Source organism: Pseudomonas sp. GW456-12-10-14-LB2 (assembly GCF_002884345.1).
GTDB classification, from domain to species: domain Bacteria; phylum Pseudomonadota; class Gammaproteobacteria; order Pseudomonadales; family Pseudomonadaceae; genus Aquipseudomonas; species Aquipseudomonas paraglycinae.
In genome coordinates, this window is record NZ_POHV01000018.1 from 76,423 (window position 1) to 91,003 (window position 14,581).

The window sequence follows — 14,581 nt, forward strand, 5'->3', positions numbered from 1 at the left end:
TTAGATAGCAGCTCCCGCCGATTCGAACGTGGAGCCACACTTGAGCCAAACGCCAAAAGACTTGCCCCGTCCTCAACCCATCACCCTGCGCCAGGCCTGGCCGTTCTGGCTCAAACTCGGCTGCATCGGCTTCGGCGGCCCTGCCGGGCAGATCGCGATCATGCATCAGGAACTGGTGGAGCGCCGGCGCTGGATCTCGGAGCGACGTTTCCTGCATGCGCTCAACTACTGCATGTTGCTGCCAGGCCCCGAGGCCCAACAACTGGCGACTTACATCGGCTGGCTGCTGCACCGAACCCGTGGCGGCGTGCTAGCCGGTGCGCTGTTTGTGTTGCCTTCGCTGCTGATCCTGATCGCTCTTTCCTGGATTTATATTGCGCTTGGCGACGTGCCGGCGGTGGCCGGGGTGTTTTACGGAATCAAACCGGCGGTGACCGCGATTGTGCTGCACGCGGCCCATCGCATCGGCTCCCGAGCCTTGAAGAACAGCTGGCTGTGGGCGATCGCCGGGGCAGCGTTCGTGGCGATTTTTGCCTTCAACCTGCCGTTCCCGCTGATCGTGCTCGGCGCAGCACTGATCGGCTATTTCGGCGGACGCTGGGCGCCGCAGCGCTTCAGCAACGGCGGCCATCGCGGCGGCGAAAAATCCTTCGGCCCGGCGCTGATCGATGACGACACACCGCCGCCCGAGCATGCGCGGTTCCGATTGCCGAGGCTGCTGCGTCTGGCGCTGATCGGTGCGTTGCTGTGGTGCCTGCCGATGGCGTTGCTGACCGCGTTGTTCGGCTGGGACGGCACCTTCACGCAGATGGGCTGGTTCTTCACCAAAGCGGCGCTGCTCACCTTCGGCGGCGCTTACGCTGTGCTGCCTTACGTGTATCAGGGCGCGGTCGGGCATTACGGCTGGCTGACGCCGACGCAGATGATCGACGGCCTGGCCTTGGGCGAAACCACGCCGGGGCCGCTGATCATGGTCGTGGCGTTTGTCGGGTTCGTCGGCGCTTACGTGCAACCGACGTTCGGCCCGGAACACGCATTCGCCGCCGGTGCATTGGCCGCGACGCTGGTGACCTGGTTCACCTTCCTGCCCTCGTTCCTGTTCATCCTCGCCGGCGGGCCGTTGGTGGAGTCGACGCACAACGAACTGAAATTCACTGCGCCACTGGCCGCGATCACCGCAGCGGTGGTCGGGGTGATCCTCAATCTGGCGTGTTTCTTTGCCTGGCACGTGTTCTGGCCCAATGGATTCGCCGGGCAACCGGACGTTTTCTCGATCCTGCTGGCCCTGGCTGCCGCCGTCGCCCTGTTCTTTTTCAAGCGCGGCGTGATCGAGGTGTTGATCGTTTGCGCCCTCGTCGGGCTGGGGTTTTACCTGCTGCGCTGAACCGGGGGGCACGCCACCGCTCGCGGAATCAGGCGTTTACTTATCCGGGGATTCCCCCTTACTATCCAGCCACACCGGCAGGGCGGGACTCTCCCGCCGCCGACGTTTTCCGCCAACGGAAACACGCGTCATGAGCACGTCACTCCAACAATCAGAATCGTTGAACGTCTCTGCACTGTGCGCCCTCCTTCACAGGGGCCGCGCATGAATCGCATCGTCAATCTCCCCATGGCCCTGAGCCGTTCCAAGCTGCGTCACTCCGCACGCCCGCCGGATATCTGCCTGCCCGTCTGATCGCGCCGGTAAAAAATCGCGACAGCTCCCCCTCTTTTTTCGATATCCCTGCCAGGACGCCCGCGCCTTTTGCCGAGCTGCGTCCGGCCCGAATCTGCGCGCCTGTGCGGCGCCATCGTGAGTGATTGATTATGAAATTCGCAGCCATTGAAGACGCTCGTAACTTTCTTGAGCAGAACCCCGACATCGACATGATCGAGCTGTTCATCCTCGACGCCAACGGCGTGCCGCGCGGCAAGCTGTTGCACCGCGAAGAACTGCTCGCCGTATACGAAAGCGGACGCCCGCTGCCAAGCACCATTCTCGGCCTGACGGTGCACGGCGAAGACGTGGAAAACTCCGGTCTGGTGTGGGACGTCGGCGATATCGACTGCCGCGCCTACCCGCTGGAAGGCAGTCTGGTGCGCTTGCCGTGGCGGCAGATTCCGACCGCTGCAGTGCAGGTCAGCATGCACCCGGAACAAGGCATGCCGGCGAGCATTGCCGACCCGCGTCACCTGTTGATCAAGGTCATCGACCGTTTGAAAGCCGAGGGATACCACCCGGTAATGGCCTGCGAGCTGGAGTTCTATCTGCTCGACGCCAAACGCGATCACAACGGTCGCCCGCAACCGGCGCTGGATGCCGACGGTGGTCGACCGAGACACACGCAGGTCTACGGGTTGCGTGAGCTGGAGCAGATCGAACCGTTCCTCGCCGACCTCTACAGCGCCTGCAAGCTGCACGGCATTCCGGCGCGCACGGCGATCTCGGAATACGCGCCGGGCCAGGTGGAAATTACCCTCGAACACGGCGATGCACTGGAGGCGATGGACCAGGCCGTGCGCTACAAACGACTGGTCAAAGCCGTGGCGCACAAGCACGGGATGCAGGCGACGTTCATGGCCAAGCCGTTCGATCACCTGGCTGGCACCGGCATGCACATGCACGTCAGTCTCGCCGATGCCGAGGGGCGCAATCTGTTTGCCTCCGAAGATCCGGCAGGCACCCCGCTGCTGCGCACGGCGATTGGCGGGATGCTCGCCTCGTTGCTCGATTCGCTGCTGCTGTTCTGCCCGAACGCCAACTCCTACCGGCGTTTTCAGGCCAACAGCTACGCGCCTCTGGCACCGACCTGGGGCGTCGACAACCGCACCGTCAGCCTGCGCGTTCCGGGCGGCCCGGCCAACACCCGACACATCGAACACCGCATCTGCGGCGCCGATGCCAACCCGTATCTGGCAGCGGCGGCGATCCTGGCGGGCATTCATCGCGGGATAAAAGAAGACATCGATCCGGGTGAGCCGGTGGAAGGCAACGGTTACGCGCAGGCGAAAGAATTGCTGCCGACCGACTGGCTGACGTCGCTCACAGCACTGGAAAATTCGGTGTGGGCGCGGGACGCGCTGGGGCAGGAATTCCTCGGGGTGTATCTGGCGGTAAAACGTGCGGAATACCGGCAGTTCATGGCCGAAGTGGGTGAGCAGGACTGGCGCTGGTATTTGACCGAAGCCTGATCCTTTTTTCCTCTTTTTGCCTTGGATACTGAGATGACTGAACGCAGCAATTCCTACTACACCGCGACCCTCAACCGCGACACCGACTACCCGACCCTGCAAGGCCGGCACAAGGTCGATGTGGTGATCATCGGCGGCGGTTTCACCGGCGTCGCCACCGCCGTCGAGTTGGCCGAAAAAGGCCTGAAAGTCGCCATCGTCGAAAGCCACAAGATCGGCTGGGGCGCCACCGGGCGCAATGGTGGGCAGGTCACCGGCAGCCTGTCCGGCGACGGTGCGATGCGCAAACAGATGCGCAACACCTTGGGCGATGAGGTCGATGATTTCATCTGGCACCTGCGCTGGCGCGGCCACGAAATCATCAAGCAGCGGGTCGAGAAATACGCCATCGATTGCGACCTCAAGCACGGCCACTTGCACGCCGCGTACAAGCCGAGCCACATGGCCGGTTTGCGCAGCGACTACGACGAAGCCGTGCGCCGAGGGATGGGCGACGAGGTAAGCCTGCTCGACCGCAGCCAGGTACGCGATCTGCTGCAAAGCGATCTCTACCACGGCGCAATCAAGAACACCCGCAACATGCATTTGCACCCACTCAACCTGTGCATCGGCGAGGCGCGGGCGACGGAAAGCCTCGGCGCGCTGATCTTCGAAAACAGCGAAGTGCTGGAAATCATTCACGGTGACAACCCGGGCGTGCGCACGGCCCACGGCCAGATCGACGCCAATCAGGTGCTGCTGGCCGGCGACGTCTACCACAAGCTCGAACCGGGCCAGCTCAAGGGCAAGATCTTCCCGGCCATGGGCGGCATCGTCACCACCGAACCGCTGGGGGATCTGGCCAAGCAAATCAACCCTGAAGACCTCGCCGTTTACGACTGCCGTTTCGTCCTCGACTACTACCGCCTCACCGCCGACGGTCGCTTGCTGTTCGGCGGCGGCGCCAACTACAGCGGCAAGGACTCACGGGACATCGCCGGCGAACTGCGGCCGTGCATCGAACAGACTTTCCCGGCGCTCAAAGGGGTGAAGATCGATTACCAGTGGAGCTGCGCGATGGGCATCGTCATCAACCGCATCCCGCAACTGGGCAAACTCTCGGACAACGTCTGGTATTGCCAGGGCTACTCCGGCCACGGCATCGCCACGACCCACATCATGGGCGAGATCATGAGCCGCGCGATCACCGGGCAGATGCAGCAGTTCGACACGTTTGCCGCGTGCACGCACATTCGCGTGCCAATGGGCGATCTGCTGGGTAATCCGATGCTCGCGGCCGGCATGTGGTACTACCAGATGCTGGAAAAACTGCGCTGATCGAACAGGCCCCATCGCCAGTGATGGGGCCTTTTTTTGCCACAAATCCTCAGTCGGGCAACTGCTCCACCTCAATCCCCAACCGCCGATAATCCTCGACACTCCCCGACGCCACATGCCGCTCGGTGATCAGCGTGTGCAAGCGCTCGCACGGCGCCACCACAAACGGCTCCACCGCGCCGAGCTTGTCCGCCGTGGTCACGGCAATCACCCGCGCCGCACAGTCGAGCAGCGCCTGCTTGACCGGCACCTCATCGAAATGCAGCGAGGTGATGCCCACCTCCGGATGAATCGCGCAGACCCCGGTGATCGCCAGATCCGCCTTGATCCCCGACAGCAGCCGCAGCGCCTCGTGACCGCCGGCGGCCATGGTTTTCGGATTGAGCTGCCCGCCCGCCAGAATCACCTTGATGCCCGGGTATTCGGATAGCGCGATCGCCGTCATCGGTGACGCCGTGACCGCCGTGAGGCTGATGTCCCTGGGCAACGAGCGCGCCACCTGCAACGAGGTGGAACCAGAGTCGAACATCACCGTTTGCCCATTCCGAATCTGCTGCGCCGCCAATTGCGCCAGACGAATCTTCACCTCGTCGATCTCGTCCAGCCGGGTGAAGTAATCCTTGCCAGTGTCCTTGGGCCTCGGCAGCGCGCCGCCGTGCACTCGCTGCACCAGTCCGGCGTTGTCCAGCTCGGCGAGATCGCGGCGGATGGTGTCTTCGGACACCGCAAAATGCTGGCTCAACTCGGACGCCATGACCTTGCCGTCACGTTCGAGGATCAGAAGGATTTTCTGCCGGCGCAGGGAGGGAAGCTCGGATGCGGAATGATCGTGCATGGTTTTGCCTGTTTGTGCTTGTCGTTGCAGGTTTGGCGAGATTAGCCAAGCCGGTCGGTAAACACAACGCAGGTATCAACGGCTTCGATCATTGGAATCACGAAGCCGAATTTTTTCTTTTGACCCGCCCCCGGCAGAATGGCCCCACTTTCAAAAGGACCAGGATCAACACCCCATGAACCTCAATTTCGCTTTTGCCTGCATGGTCGTCGTATCGTTTGCCATCGCGCTCGGGCACGCCTGATCGAAGTCAGTGCTCAGTTGGCGGTCATTCCGCCACCACCCGCGCCTTGCGCACGAACAACGCATGAACCTTGTCCCAGAAATTGCCGCCCAGCACAAAAAAGCTGCCGACGAACATCAAGTCGCCCAGCGCCTGCATCTGCCAGAGGTTGGGCCGCACGCCCGGGAAGAAGTTGTCGAAATACGGCTCCAGGAATGACGACAGCAGCGGCAGGCAGAACATCACCACGCCGATCTTGTGGCGCAGCGGGCTGACTTCGGTCACCGGGGTCGGAATCACGCCGGAAATGTAGTGGCCGATCGTGCGCTTGAGTTCGGCGAACCCGGCCTTGCCCATCACCGCGATCACCAGCAGCAACAGCACTTTATTGCTGATGAACAGCACCCCGGTCAGCGCCGCGACTTTCGAGCCCGGCACGTCGAGGGCGGCGGCAATCGGCACCATCAGCCATGAACCGAGCATCAGGCAGATGATTGCCACGCCGACCTTGAAACGCCAGCTGGCGCTGGTGGGGACAAGCGGTTCTTGAGCAGTGTCCATGGCTTCCTACCTTTTCGTCGGGGGCGGTTCAGGGGAGTTCGCCTGAAAAAGCGTAGCAGCTGATTGCTTCGATCAACCCGCAATCTGCGGTCTATGCTCCAGTGACATTTCCCGCTGGGGCCTCCCGGTATGCCTGCAACGCCAGCCCTGCTGATCCGTCCCGGCCACCTGCTGCTGCTCGGTGCGCTGAGCCTTGGCGGCTGCCTGCGGCTGGGCCCGGATTTCCAGCCACCGGCCGAAGCCTGGAGCAAGCAGTGGCAAAGCCCGGCACTGGAGCAGGCCAGCGAACGCGGCACCGTGCCGGATCTGCGCCAGTGGTGGCAGGTGTTTGCCGACCCGATCCTCGACCGTTTGATCAGCGACGCCGAAGCCCGCAACAGCAGCCTGAAAATCGCCGGCCTGCGGGTGCTCGAAGCCCGTGCGCAACTGGGCATCGCCGACAGCGGTCGCTACCCGCAACTGCAACAGGCCAGCGCCGACAGCCTGTACATCGACCGCCACCAGTCCGGCGGCAGCAATCCGCAGGACTTGCACTTCTGGCAGCACAGCGCCGCGTTCGATGTCGGCTGGGAACTGGATTTCTGGGGGCGCTTCAGCCGTGCCATCGAGTCCGCCGACGCCAGCTACTTCGCCGCCCAAGCCAACTACGAAGACGCCCTCGTTCTATTACGCGCTCAAGTGGCTGACACCTACTTTGCCCTGCGCACCACCGAAGCCCGGCTACGGGTCGCCCGGGAAAACGCCGCCCAGCAAAAGCGCAACTTCGAGATCACCGAAAAGCTCTTTCGCAGCGGCCAGACCGCCGAACTCGATTTGCAACAAGCCAGAACCCAATACCTCGGCACCCTGAGCAGCATTCCGGCGTTCGAAGATCAGTTGCTGCGCACCCGCAATGCGCTGGCGGTGTTGGTCGGCCAGCCGCCCGGTGGCGCGGCGTTTCTGGCGGAACAACCGGGGCTGATTCCGCTGGTGGATCGCGCCGTGTTGCAGGACGTCCCGGCCAACCTGCTGCTGCGCCGTCCCGATGTGCGCGCGGCGGAGCTGAACGTGGCCGCGCAATCGGCGCTGGTCGGCGTGGCGGAAACCGATCTGTACCCCTCGCTGACTCTGCTCGGCAGCATCGTCTGGTCCAGCGACACCCTCGGCGCCACCCCGCGCAGCTTCGACCTGATCGGCGGCCCGAGCCTGCGCTGGAACCTGTTCGACTACGGCCGCATCCACAACAACATCCGTGTGCAGGACGCGCGCTTGCAGCAACTGATCGAAGCCTATCGCGACAAAGTCCGCCAGGCTGCCCGCGAGGCCGACGACGCCGCCAGCGGCCTGACCAAAGCGCTGGAACGCGAGCGCATTCTCGGCGAGGCCGAAGGTGCGGCGCGGCGTTCGCTGGTGCTGGCCAACACCCAATACCGCGAAGGCTATTCGGACTTTCAGCGGGTGCTCGATGCCCAGCGTGCGTTGCTGGAGCTACAGGACAACTATCTCGTCAGCCGCAGCAACGCCGTGAGCAACCTCATTGCTTTGTACCGCGCCGTCGGTGGCGGCTGGCAAAGCGCCGGGCCGCAGATTGATTCAGCGACCCAGCAGCAGATGCAGCAACGCACCGACTGGGGCGATCTGCTGAGCGCCCCGCCGCCCCAACCGACCTATCCGATTCCCTCGCAGGTAGACCGCCATGAGTGATGAAGCGCCGCCGGATCCGGCGAAAAAAGGCATCCGCTGGGTGCTGCTGGTGATTGTGCTGAGCCTGGTCTGGTATCTGCTGGCCGACCGTTTTACGCCCTACACGCAGCAGGCGCGGGTCGGCGCGTTCGTGATTCCGGTGGCGGCGGAAGTCGCGGGCCGGGTGATCAAGGTCAACGTGCGCAACAATCAGGACGTGCAGGCCGGCGACATCCTCTTCGAGCTCGATCCGCAGCCGCTGCAGATCGCCGTCGACCGGGCCCGCGCCGATCTGGAAAACACCCGGCGCACGGTCGGCGCCAGCACCGCCGGCATCGCGTCGGCCCAGGCGTCGTTGCGGGCCGCGCAAGCCAATGAACTCAAAACGCGCCAGGACAATCGGCGGCTTGAAGGCTTGTACAAAGAGGATCCGGGCACGGTTTCGGTTCGGCTTCTCGAAGTGTCCCGCGCCAACCACGAGGCCGCCGTCAGCCAAGTCGCCGCCGCCCGGGCCGAAGTGCTGCGCGCGCAGGAGCAGGAAGGCGGCAACACCGACACCAACGCCAAGCTGCTCAGCGCCGCCGCCACACTGGCGAAGGCTGAACTGGATCTGGCCAATACCCGCATTGGTGCGCGTTCGGCGGGCCTGATCACCGACCTGCGCACCGATGTCGGCCAGTTCGCCACTGCCGGCAGCCCGGTGATGACGCTGATCACGATCCAGGACGTGTGGGTCAGCGCCGACCTAACCGAGAACAACCTCGGCCGGATCAAGCCCGGCACACCGGTGTCGATCATCCTCGACGCCCTGCCCGGCGAAGTCCTAGACGGCCGGGTGCGCAGCGTCGGTTATGGCGTCAGCGTCGGCCAGACGCCGCCGCCCGGCACACTGCCGACGATCCAGAACAGCCGCGACTGGCTGCGTCCGGCGCAGCGTTTTCCGGTGATCATCGAGTTCAGCGAAGAGGCGAAAAAGCGCCTGTTCGAGAGCCGTTCGATTCGTGCCGGCGGTCAGGCGGAAGTCATGGCATTTCCCAGCGAGGGCAATCTGCTCAATCCGCTGGGCCGGGTGTTTGTCTGGCTGATGAGTTGGCTGTCGTATGCCTATTGAACGCAGCGTTCCGGCGCAACGGGCCTTGCGCCTGGCTTGCGGCACGGCGTTGTGTACCGCCGCCAGTTACGGCCTCGCCTTGCCGCTGTCGTTTTTGTCTCCAGTGCTCGCGGTGTTGCTGCTGGCCAGCATGCCTCGGCCGTTGCCAGTCAAAATGGCGCTGGTACTGACCTTGGTCGCCGCATTTACCACCAGTCTCGGCCTGTTGCTGGTGCCGTTGCTGCGGTATTACCCGGTGTGCGGCGTGCTGTTGATCGCTATTGGGCTGTTTCTGGTGTTCACCTACGGCTTGCGCGGCGGCAACGTGCTAATCATGACGTTTCTGGTGATCGGCATGACCATGATCTCCGCCGCCGGTTTCGCCTCATTCGAGCTGGCGATGGCGGTGATCGGCGCGCTGGTCAAAGGCCTGTTGCTGGCCGTCGTCATCGTCGGCCTGAGCCACGTCCTGTTCCCGGAACCGGCCAACAGCCCCGCGCCACCACCCGCTCCCGCTCTGCCCGCCGAAGACGTGCCCCGCGTAGCAATGCGCGCAACATTGATCGTGCTGCCGACCTTCCTGCTGGTGCTGATCGACCCGGCCAGCTACCTGCCGATCATCCTCAAAGCCGTCAGCCTCGGCCAGCAAAGCACCACCACCCGCACCCACCACGCCGGGCGCGAACTGCTCGGCTCGACCTTGCTCGGCGGACTGCTGGCGGTGCTGTTCTGGTGTGCGTTGAGCCTGTTCGTGCACCTGTGGATGTTCTTTCTGTGGATGCTGCTGTTCGGGCTGTTCGTGGCGCGCAAACTCTATCGGCTGCACCCGACGCAACTGACGCCGGGGTTCTGGCTCAACACTCTGATCACCATGATCATCCTGCTTGGCCAATCCGTTGAAGACAGCGCAGCGGGCAAGGACGTCTACACCGCGTTCGCGGCGCGCATGGGCTTGTTCATTCTGGTGACGCTCTACAGCGGCGTGATGATGCACCTGCTCGTCGCGCACCGGGAAAGCCGTCAGGGCGTGACCTGATAACCCCGCCCCTGCAGGCAACCGGTGTAGGCACTTGAACTGGCTGAAGCATCGGTCCGCCGCTGCTCGCGCCGATCCTGCCGCTGCCGCGCACCGCCGACTACCGCACCGGCGGCAGCCGTCTCTTTGGCGCGGTTCTGGCGATAATCCTGCTTGCGGTCATCATCCACGGCTTCGTAAAACTCGTCGTGCTGACGGCCGCGCACTTCAGCTGCGGTGGCGCCGGCAGCGGCTCCCACTGCAGCGCCCTTCAACCGACCGCCGGCCTGGGGTGTCGACGTGGTTGAGGTGGACGCGATGGAATGGCAATCGTTGATGTCGATCTGGGTTTGCTGGGAAGTCTGGCCCTTGAGCGGGACGACGGATTCGGCGCTGGCCTGTGTGGCACACAGGAACGCTGCGATGAACAGTGAATGGCGGAACATGATGACCTCCGACGCGGCGGGGTTTGCCTGGGGGGCGGGGTAATCTGGGAGTGTAGTTCACGGGGGTTCACAACTCCGGGCGAACGCATCAATGGTTCATACCCCGCTTGTTGGGTACCATCCCGGCACGCCAATCTCTTTGTGTCCCCCATCCCGATGAATCTACTCAGCCGAATCATGGCTTTCGTGAAACCCGCAAGACGAAAGCTTTTTGCCGGTTACAGCGAGCAAGCGCTCAAGACCCGATTCGCCTCACCGTTACCAAGCGCCAGCCTGCCGAAACTATCGACGGTGGTATCTGTAGCAGCGTCCGGGATCAATGCTTATTACAGCTCCCTTCTGATGGTCGCCGATGACTTTTGCAAGTTTCAGCGACTGGTGGAATCACATTTCCAAAAGATCGACGAGCGCAGATTCAAAGACCTGACCGTTTTTGAATACGAAGATGTCACGAAGCAGGAGCTGTTGATTTACTTCCCCTCCACCACCGAGTTCAACGCGCTGACCATTCGTATCTTGACCAACAGCGTCGAGTTTCTGAGTAGCCTTGGAAATCAGACCTTTTGCGTGCCTCCGCCCTGGATTGCCTTCGACGATTACCCCGCCTCGTGGTGGGGCGGCAATATGCAGGGCACGCAGGGTTTCTATAACGACAACTACTTTCTTCCGTATTTCATCCGACTCGGTGACGCTGAGAAACAAGCGTACTTTGCAAGATTCCAAGCCCCTACCGAGTGGATTGAACAGTTAGCGCTGATGTATGCCGACGGATGTTGAACCCTGAAGGTGGCTATCGAAGTCCCGGTCAGACGCCCTCCCACACCCGCCGAACCTGTACCAACAACGCCGGTGCAAAGTGCAACACCACCATTCGCGCCAGATGGTGAGTCAGGATAAACACCACATTCAGCCCGCCCGCGAACGCCACAATCGCGATGGTTTCGATGGCCCCCGGCATGTAGGCCAGCCACAGTGACAACGCATCGCTGCCCAGCAACCGTGCCGCCGCCAATGCAAAAATCGCCGCGACCAGAATCATCAACCCCACCGATACCAGAGCCGTGCGACCATGACGTCCCAGCTCCGCGAGGCCGAGCCCTTGGAATCGCGAACCGATCCGCACACCGAGAATCAGCGCCGCCAGATTCAGGCTCCAGTCCGGCATATGAAAGCCCTGCAGCCATCCTGATTTCACGAACACGGCGGTGATGATGATTGCCGTCAACATGAACGGCGCCGGCACGCCAACGGCGAGCAGCAAACGCCCGACCACCACGCTCAAACCGATCACTGCCAGCACGGTCAACGCCATGCCCGTCGACAGCGGATCGACCTCGGTCACGGCAACCGGCGCCATTCCGGGAATCAGCAAACTCACCAGCACCGTGATCAGCAGCAGGCGCATCAAGTGCACGATGATCACCTTGCTCGACGCCTGATGCGATTCCAGCAAATCGAACACCGCCGCCAGCGCCCCCGGATACACCGCCAGCAAGGCATCCGTGCGATTCCACCCCGCACCGCGCGACAGCCACCACGCGGCCAGCGCCACTTGCACTGCCAGGCACAACAGCAACACGCCGAGGCTCGGCAACATCGTCGAGACGGTCGCACTGTCCCACGCTTCAAACATCAACCCGGTAGCGATGCCCAGCGTGACCTGAATGTAGCCCAGGCCATAAGGCGTTGCCGGCACGATGCCGAATCTGGTGACTACAAGCGCGGTGACAAGGATCGAGCCCAACAGCAAACCGTGGGGCACGCCTTCGAATTGCAACAGTGCGCCGAAGCCGGCAGCAATCGCCAAACACAGAATGGATTTCATGGTCGCCTTCCTGGCTATTCAATTTGAGTTACGCGCGCAACCGTCCAATCGCCCGCCGATATTTTTCGATCCGCTCCAGATCCTCCCAACTCGGTGAGGCAATCCGTGACAGGTCGCTGTTCTCTTCCAGATCCGCCAGTTTCACCACCCGCCCGATCGGGTTCTGCGCCGCGCGCTCGACGAAGTCCTCGTAGGATTCGCCCGGCACTTTGGTCACCGATTCGATGGCGGACAAAACGGCTTCGCTGAAACCTTCCTTGCGCAAATCCTCCAGGCTGATGCCGCAGTCCTCGACCACATCGTGCAGCACCGCGACGATGCGTTCTTCCAGGCTGCTCATGCGCAACATGACCTTTAGCGGATGCAAAATATACGGCGCACCGCCCTTGTCCACCTGCCCCGCGTGGGCTGTGGCGGCAATGGCGATGGCGCGTTCCAGAGTCTGAGTCATGGGTGTTACCTCGGGTCAGACGCCGTACCGGCCGCCAATATAGAAGTGACGCTTGAACCAGCGCCCAATCGCCTGTAAACGCCCGGCTGGCTGCGCCGGCTCGGCGTAGCGCTGAAGGATCAGCGAGACCAGATCAGCCTGACTCTCCCCCGAATGCTCGTCCATCAATTCGGCCACCCACGCACATCCGGCCTTCTTCAAATGCTCGCGCCACTCCCCGGGCCAGCCATCCAGCTCATCCAGCGCCAACCACCGCGCACCGCCCTGCTCGACATGCCCGCCGCCAATCGATTGCTCGAAACAGAACGGCGTCGCCGGGCGGGACAGGTCGATGCTGAAGATGTAGATGTCCTGGGTTTTGTGCTGCGGCGTGGGGGCGTTGTTGCGGCTGCCGATGTGAATCATGCGCACTGCTCCAATCCTTGGGTGCTAAGTGTGTCCGATTGTTTCTCACTCTGTGCGCCCGGCGCAAATCAAAATCCTGATGGAACCTCCCGCGCCCGCCCCATCTCGAAACCATAAGCGCCCCGCTCACGATCAAACACGGGGCCATGGGAGAGTTCCGCGATGAACATCCGACTGTTGCTCCTGATCGCCACCTTCAGCTTCATCCCCACCTGCGTCATGGCCGAGGGCTGCGACGTCAAGACCCGCTCCTCCAGCCCCTCGGTGCCCGCCGTCGAGACGCACAGCTGCTACGAATACGAAGGGATGCCGGTCAACGCCATCGACTGGTCATGCAGCAACGAAAGCAAGGACATGCTCAATAGCAGCAAAACCAAGGTCGAACACTGCGCCGACCACTATCAGGCCTCGTGTATCGCCACCCTCACCCAGGAATCCCTGGCCAACCCGCACTCCACCAGCAAGGACAAAAACGCCAAGGCCCTGAACATTCCGGACAGCGCGCAAGTGACCACCTATTACTACGACGTGGAGCATCTGGCGCAGGCGCGGATTGATTGCGAGAACGGGGGTGGGCATTGGAAGGCGAAATAGCAGCGTTCAAGCGCGCATGAAAAAGGGACACCGATGGGTGTCCCTTTTGGTTCTAGATGGCGGGTGGATTCAGCGTTTCATGGCCTCACACTGACTGCGCAGATCATGATCGCCAATTGACGAACAACTACTGCCCTTCTTCGCTTCACAAAACGCCCGCTGGTCATGATCACCAATGCTTGAACATGAACTGCCTTTCTCCGCTTCACAGGCCGCGCGCAGGTCGTGATCGCCGATGGAAGAACAACTGCTGCCCTTTTTGGCTTCGCAATAAGCGCGCTGGTCATGGTCGCCAATGCTTGAGCACGAACTGCCTTTCTCAGCTTCGCAGGCCGAACGCAAATCGTGGGCGCCGATGGAAGAACAACTGCTGCCTTCCTCCCTGGCCTGGCAGTAACTGCGTTTGTCGTGATCACTGATGCTGGAGCAACTGGCGGAAACGTAACCGCTGAACAGCAACAACATCGCAAGAATCAGTTTCATCTCACACTTCCTTGGGCTTGCCGGAAAACAGCCAGCACTGGGTGACGCAATCAAAACCAGATCAGCGCTTCATGGCCTCACACCGCGCACGCAAATCATGATTTTCGATATTCCCGCAACTACTGCCGCCCGTGGTGGCATTGCAGTAGGCACGCTGGTCATGATCATCGATGTTGCCGCAGGAACTGCCACCCTGCTCCGCGTTGCACCGCGCACGCAGGTCATGATCATCGATGTTGCCGCAACTGCTGCCGCTCTTTTTGGCATTGCAATAGGCGCGCTGGTCATGGTCGTCAATGTTGCCGCAGGAACTGCCGCCCTGCTCCGCGTTACACGCCGCCCGCAGGTCGTGATTATCGATGTTGCCGCAACTGCTGCCGCTCTCCCTTGCATTGCAATAGGCACGCTGATCGTGGTCATCAATGTTGCCGCAACTGGCAAAGCTGTAGCCGCTGAACATCAACAACATTGCGAGTAATAGTCTCATCACACACTTCCAT

The 14,581-nt window shown here is 62.1% G+C and carries 16 protein-coding genes; 8 read left to right on the forward strand and 8 right to left on the reverse strand.

All coding sequences use genetic code 11. The annotated features are described in order from the left end of the window. The first annotated feature begins 40 nt into the window (after positions 1–40). The 3 genes from chrA (at position 41) to C1X29_RS14695 (ending at position 4,491) form a co-directional block, all read left to right on the forward strand. Positions 41–1,384 carry a chromate efflux transporter gene (gene chrA / locus C1X29_RS14685; protein ID WP_102717760.1) on the forward strand — a complete coding sequence of 448 codons (1,344 nt, stop codon included), beginning with the start codon at positions 41–43 and terminating at the stop codon, positions 1,382–1,384. 425 nt (positions 1,385–1,809) lie between these two features. Then, the gene (locus C1X29_RS14690) at positions 1,810–3,174 is read left to right on the forward strand and encodes a glutamine synthetase family protein (protein ID WP_102717761.1); all 1,365 of its coding nucleotides are present in this window, start codon (positions 1,810–1,812) and stop codon (positions 3,172–3,174) included. Positions 3,175–3,207: 33 nt separating this feature from the next. Continuing rightward, the gene (locus tag C1X29_RS14695; RefSeq protein WP_102717762.1) at positions 3,208–4,491 is read left to right on the forward strand and encodes an FAD-binding oxidoreductase; all 1,284 of its coding nucleotides are present in this window, start codon (positions 3,208–3,210) and stop codon (positions 4,489–4,491) included. 49 nt (positions 4,492–4,540) lie between these two features. Here the strand turns inward: C1X29_RS14695 and C1X29_RS14700 are convergent, their stop codons facing one another. Beyond that, a complete protein-coding gene (locus tag C1X29_RS14700) occupies positions 4,541–5,326 on the reverse strand; it encodes a DeoR/GlpR family DNA-binding transcription regulator (RefSeq protein ID WP_085748295.1) in 786 nt (261 codons plus the stop codon). Positions 5,327–5,594: 268 nt separating this feature from the next. Beyond that, entirely contained in the window at positions 5,595–6,110 is a 516-nt protein-coding gene (locus C1X29_RS14705) for a transporter suffix domain-containing protein (protein WP_102717763.1), read from the reverse strand. A 129-nt stretch (positions 6,111–6,239) separates the two neighbouring features. Here C1X29_RS14705 and C1X29_RS14710 point away from each other — a divergent pair, with 129 nt between their 5' ends. Genes C1X29_RS14710 through C1X29_RS14720 form a run of 3 tightly spaced genes read left to right on the forward strand, consistent with a single transcriptional unit; the run spans position 6,240 to position 9,898 of the window. Beyond that, positions 6,240–7,793 (forward strand): efflux transporter outer membrane subunit, encoded by a 1,554-nt coding sequence (locus tag C1X29_RS14710; RefSeq protein ID WP_102717764.1) that lies wholly within the window; start codon positions 6,240–6,242, stop codon positions 7,791–7,793. Then, a complete protein-coding gene (locus C1X29_RS14715; RefSeq protein WP_102717765.1) occupies positions 7,786–8,883 on the forward strand; it encodes an HlyD family secretion protein in 1,098 nt (365 codons plus the stop codon). The genes C1X29_RS14710 and C1X29_RS14715 overlap by 8 nt, the downstream gene beginning before the upstream one ends. Next, positions 8,873–9,898 carry a DUF2955 domain-containing protein gene (locus tag C1X29_RS14720; RefSeq protein ID WP_102717766.1) on the forward strand — a complete coding sequence of 342 codons (1,026 nt, stop codon included), beginning with the start codon at positions 8,873–8,875 and terminating at the stop codon, positions 9,896–9,898. Before C1X29_RS14715 ends, C1X29_RS14720 begins: the two co-directional genes overlap by 11 nt. Here C1X29_RS14720 and C1X29_RS14725 read toward each other — a convergent pair. After that, positions 9,883–10,323 carry a YMGG-like glycine zipper-containing protein gene (locus C1X29_RS14725; protein WP_102717767.1) on the reverse strand — a complete coding sequence of 147 codons (441 nt, stop codon included), beginning with the start codon at positions 10,321–10,323 and terminating at the stop codon, positions 9,883–9,885. The two genes, C1X29_RS14720 and C1X29_RS14725, sit on opposite strands and share 16 nt — an antisense overlap. Positions 10,324–10,500: 177 nt before the next feature. Between C1X29_RS14725 and C1X29_RS14730 the strand changes: the two genes are divergently transcribed. Then, entirely contained in the window at positions 10,501–11,100 is a 600-nt protein-coding gene (locus C1X29_RS14730; RefSeq protein ID WP_256584355.1) for a hypothetical protein, read from the forward strand. 28 nt (positions 11,101–11,128) lie between these two features. On the opposite strand, the gene C1X29_RS14735 is transcribed toward C1X29_RS14730, so the two are convergent. Genes C1X29_RS14735 through C1X29_RS14745 form a run of 3 tightly spaced genes read right to left on the reverse strand, consistent with a single transcriptional unit; the run spans position 11,129 to position 13,004 of the window. Continuing rightward, positions 11,129–12,148, reverse strand: coding sequence for an AbrB family transcriptional regulator (locus C1X29_RS14735; RefSeq protein WP_102717768.1), 1,020 nt, complete (start codon positions 12,146–12,148; stop codon positions 11,129–11,131). Positions 12,149–12,176: 28 nt separating this feature from the next. Next, positions 12,177–12,599 (reverse strand): HD domain-containing protein, encoded by a 423-nt coding sequence (locus tag C1X29_RS14740; protein WP_064382327.1) that lies wholly within the window; start codon positions 12,597–12,599, stop codon positions 12,177–12,179. 15 nt (positions 12,600–12,614) lie between these two features. After that, positions 12,615–13,004 (reverse strand): hypothetical protein, encoded by a 390-nt coding sequence (locus tag C1X29_RS14745; protein WP_102717783.1) that lies wholly within the window; start codon positions 13,002–13,004, stop codon positions 12,615–12,617. A gap of 162 nt (positions 13,005–13,166) precedes the next feature. On the opposite strand from C1X29_RS14745, the gene C1X29_RS14750 reads away from it, so the two are divergent. Continuing rightward, positions 13,167–13,598 carry a hypothetical protein gene (locus C1X29_RS14750; RefSeq protein WP_085748286.1) on the forward strand — a complete coding sequence of 144 codons (432 nt, stop codon included), beginning with the start codon at positions 13,167–13,169 and terminating at the stop codon, positions 13,596–13,598. Between the two features lie 69 nt (positions 13,599–13,667). Here the strand turns inward: C1X29_RS14750 and C1X29_RS14755 are convergent, their stop codons facing one another. Together C1X29_RS14755 and C1X29_RS29690 are read right to left on the reverse strand one after the other, a co-directional pair. Then, the gene (locus C1X29_RS14755; RefSeq protein WP_085748285.1) at positions 13,668–14,081 is read right to left on the reverse strand and encodes a hypothetical protein; all 414 of its coding nucleotides are present in this window, start codon (positions 14,079–14,081) and stop codon (positions 13,668–13,670) included. 61 nt (positions 14,082–14,142) lie between these two features. Further along, on the reverse strand, positions 14,143–14,568 hold the full coding sequence (locus tag C1X29_RS29690) for a hypothetical protein (protein WP_102717769.1): 426 nt from the start codon (positions 14,566–14,568) through the stop codon (positions 14,143–14,145). Positions 14,569–14,581 lie beyond the last annotated feature (13 nt).